The organism is Micromonospora phytophila (assembly GCF_023656545.1).
Taxonomy (GTDB): Bacteria; Actinomycetota; Actinomycetes; order Mycobacteriales; family Micromonosporaceae; genus Micromonospora; species Micromonospora phytophila.
Window position 1 is genome coordinate 1 of sequence record NZ_JAMOKF010000448.1, and the last position, 3,612, is coordinate 3,612.

The window sequence follows — 3,612 nt, forward strand, 5'->3', positions numbered from 1 at the left end:
CGCTCGCGGCGCTCACCGGCCGGTGCGGCGCAGCAGGCGCAGCGCCGCGGTCATCCGCCGGGTCCAGGCCGCGCTCTGCGCGCCCGGTCGGTGGTACGCCGGTGCGAGGTCCTGCCCCCGCTGCCGGGCGACGGTCTTGACCCGGGTGAACCGGAGCAGCCCGTCCGCGCCGTGCCGGCCGCCCAGCCCGGAGTCCTTCCAGCCGCCCATCGGGGCGTCGATGCTGCCCCACACCGCGCCGTAACCGTCGTTGACGTTCACGCCGCCCGCGTCGATGCGGGCGGCCACCGCCTCGCCGCGCGCCCCGGAGCCGCTGAACACGCTCGCGTTCAGTCCGTACGCCGTGTCGTTGGCCAGGGTGACCGCCTCGTTGTCGGTGCCGAAGCGATACACGGCGACGACCGGGCCGAAGGTCTCCTCGGCGTACATCCTCATCCCGGGGACGACCCCGGTGAGCACGGCCGGTTCGACGACGTACGGCCCGATGTCGGGGCGGTGCCGGCCACCGGTGTGCAGGGTGGCGCCCCGCCCGACGGCGTCGGCGACGTGGGCGGTGACCGTGTCGAGCTGCCGTGCGGAGGCCAGCGAACCGAGGTCGGCCCCGAAGTCGCCGCCGACGCCCAACCGCAGCGTCGCGGTACGCGCGACGAACCGGCGCAGGAACTCGTCGTGCAGCCGGTCGGCGACGTAGACGCGTTCGACCGAGACGCAGAGCTGGCCGGCGCTGGCGAAGCAGGCACGGATCGCGCCCTCGACCGCCCGGTCCACGTCGGCGTCGTCGAGCACCAGCAACGGGTTCTTGCCGCCCAGCTCTAGCGACGCCGGGACCAGCCGGCGGGCCGCCTGGGCGGCGACCTCCCGGCCGACCCGGGTGGAGCCGGTGAAGCAGACCAGGTCGGCCCGTTGGGTGACCAGCGGTCCGACGTCGGCGCCCTCGCCGGCGACGACCTGCCACAGCGCTGGCGGCAGCCCCGCCTCGACGGCGAGGGCGCGGACCCAGAGGGCGCTGAGCATGGTCGCCGGGTCCGGTCGGTGCACGACGGCGTTGCCGGCCATCAGGGCGGGGAGCACCTCGGCGGCGGCCAGCGAGAGCGGGTAGTTCCAGGGCGAGACCACGCCGACCACGCCCACCGGGAAGCGCAGCTCGTGCACCCGGGTGAGGACCGGCAGGGCGCCGGCGCGGCGGCGCGGACGCAGCAACCGGGCGGCGGTCCGGGCGTAGTAGCGGGCGTTGATCGCGACGTCGAGGACCTCCTCGACCGCGTGCCGGCGAGCCTTTCCGGCCTCCAACTGGATCAGGTCCAGCCCTTCGGCCTGACGGTCGAGGACCAGGTCGTGCAGCCGGAGCAGGACGGCGGCCCGGCGCGAGACCGGCAGCCCGGCCCAGGGGCGCTGCGCGGCCCGCGCGTCGGCGAAGGTCCGGTCGACGTCGGCCGGGGTGCTCGACGGCACGTCCACCGTCGGCGTGCCGGTCAGCGGCGAGGTGGCCGTGAACGCCGGGCCGGTGCCGCGCACCTGCGCGACGAGGCCGGCGGCTCCGGCGGGCAGCGCCGGCGGCTGCCCCTCGGCGACCGGATTGCCGACGGGGTCGACCGGGGCGGCGTGCGGGGTCAGGGCGGGTGCGCTCATGCCCGCCACGCTACCGCAACGCAACGTCGCGTTGCAAAGAGGTGTGGACGACGGTGGGGCGGCGCAAGCGCCGACCGGGATAAGCGGGATAGGCCGGTGGCCGCGCGGCTCGGTCCGGATGTCGGTCTTGCGCCGCTTTCAGGGCGCCCGCTTGGGCCCTTTGCTCTGCCGCCAAGGACGCACCACCCGACGCCCGGGCGTCGGACGGCGGGTGGTGCGTGGAGGGGTGCAGAGCAAAGGGGCCGCACGTGGGTGGGTAGCCCCTCGTCCGGAGCGGCGCCTTCTGTCCCGGCGCGCCCGTCATCCCGTGCCGCAGCGGTCGGTCGGCCCGCCGGGGCCGGCATGGCTGCCGCGTGCCGGTCAGGCGGTGGTGACGGCCTTGACGATCGCCTCGGCCATGGCGCGGGCGGACTGCGGGTTCTGACCGGTGACCAGGCGCCCGTCGACCACGACGTGCTCGGTGAAGTTCGGGGCCGCGACGTGCGTGGCGCCGGCCGCGGTGAGCTTGTCCGCGAGCAGGAAGGGCACCTCGTCGCTGAGCCCGACCGCGTCCTCCTCGTCGTTGGTGAAGCCCGCCACCCGCTTGCCCGCCACCAGGTGCGAGCCGTCGGAGAGCTTCAGGTTCACCAGCGCGGAGGGGCCGTGGCAGACCGCGGCGACGACCCCGCCGCGCTCGTAGATCGAGGCGGCGATCCGGGCCAGGTCCGGGTCGTCCGGGAAGTCCCACATGGTGCCGTGGCCGCCGGCGAACACGACCACGTCGTAGCCGGCCGGGTCGACCTCGGCGGCCTTCGGGGTGTTCGCCACGTCGGCGGTGGCGAGGAAGTCGTTCTGGGTCCTGTCGTTCTCGTCACGACCGTCCAGCGGCGGCTGGCCGCCGGCCACCGAAACCAGGTCGACGTCCCATCCGGCGGCGCGGAACACCTCCCACGGCTCCGCGGCCTCCCCGACGTAGAAGCCGGTCTCCCGGCCGGTGGTGCCGAGTTGGCGGTGACTGGTCAGGGCGATGAGTGCACGTGTCATGCCGACCATGCTGGCTCGGGAATCCATAGCTGACCAATAGGCGAATGACACAGCGGCGATAGGTTTGCTGATGTGAAGGTCTCGCTCGACCTGCTCCGCAGCTTCCTCGCCGTGCATCGCGCCGGCTCCATCACCGGTGCCGCCGAGCTGCTCGGGCTGGCGCAGCCGACGGTCACCGCGCAACTGCGCGCGCTGGAGGAGGCGGTCGGCCGGCCGCTGTTCGACCGGGTGCCCCGGGGCGTGCTGCCCACGGCGGCCGGCGACGAACTGGCCCGGCGGGTGGCCGAGCCGCTGGACCGGCTGGACGCCGTGCTGGCTGACGACCCGGCGGTGCCGTACCCCCGGACGGTCTTCCTGGGCGGGCCGGCCGAGTTCCTCGCCGAGCGGGCCCTGCCGGCGGTCGCCGGTCTGGTCGCCGACGGCCTGGAGCTGCGGGTCGTCGCCGGCCTGCCCGAGCAGCTCCTCGACGACCTGGTCGCCGGCCGGCTCGACCTCGCGGTGACCAGCGTGCGACCGCGCCGTCGGGGGCTGACCGCCGAGCCGCTCTACGACGAGGAGTTCGCGCTGGTCGCCGCCCCGTCCTGGGCCCGGCGGCTGCCGGACCCGGTCACCCCGCAGGCGCTGCGCGGGGTCCCCCTGGTGGCGTACGCGGAGGAGGCCCCGATCCTGCGCCGCTGGTGGCGTACGGTCTTCGACACCCGGCTGACCCGGACCCCGAACCTGGTGGTGGCCGACCTGCGTGCGGTGCTCGCGGCCGTGGTGGCCGGTGCCGGGGCGAGCGTGCTGCCGACGTACCTCTGCGGGGCGCAACTGGCCTCCGGCGAGCTGGTGCCGTTGCTGCGACCGCCGGTGCCGCCGCTCAACACGCTCTTCCTCGTCGCCCGCCCCCAGGTGAGCGGCCGTCGCGAGGTGCACGCGGTACGTCGGGCCCTGGTGGCGGCCGCCGCCGGCTGGTGAGCG

3 protein-coding genes are annotated in these 3,612 nt (G+C 75.4%); 1 reads left to right on the forward strand and 2 read right to left on the reverse strand.

Annotated elements, in window-relative coordinates; all coding sequences use genetic code 11:
• Nucleotides 1-12: 12 nt before the first annotated feature.
• Nucleotides 13-1,629, reverse strand: a complete 1,617-nt coding sequence (locus tag NCC78_RS29295) for a succinic semialdehyde dehydrogenase (RefSeq protein ID WP_250798589.1) — start codon at nt 1,627-1,629, stop codon at nt 13-15.
• Between the two features lie 360 nt (nt 1,630-1,989).
• Entirely contained in the window at nt 1,990-2,652 is a 663-nt protein-coding gene (locus tag NCC78_RS29300) for a type 1 glutamine amidotransferase domain-containing protein (protein WP_250798590.1), read from the reverse strand.
• A gap of 72 nt (nt 2,653-2,724) precedes the next feature.
• Here NCC78_RS29300 and NCC78_RS29305 point away from each other — a divergent pair, with 72 nt between their 5' ends.
• On the forward strand, nt 2,725-3,609 hold the full coding sequence (locus NCC78_RS29305; RefSeq protein ID WP_250798592.1) for a LysR family transcriptional regulator: 885 nt from the start codon (nt 2,725-2,727) through the stop codon (nt 3,607-3,609).
• The last annotated feature ends 3 nt before the right edge of the window (nt 3,610-3,612 follow it).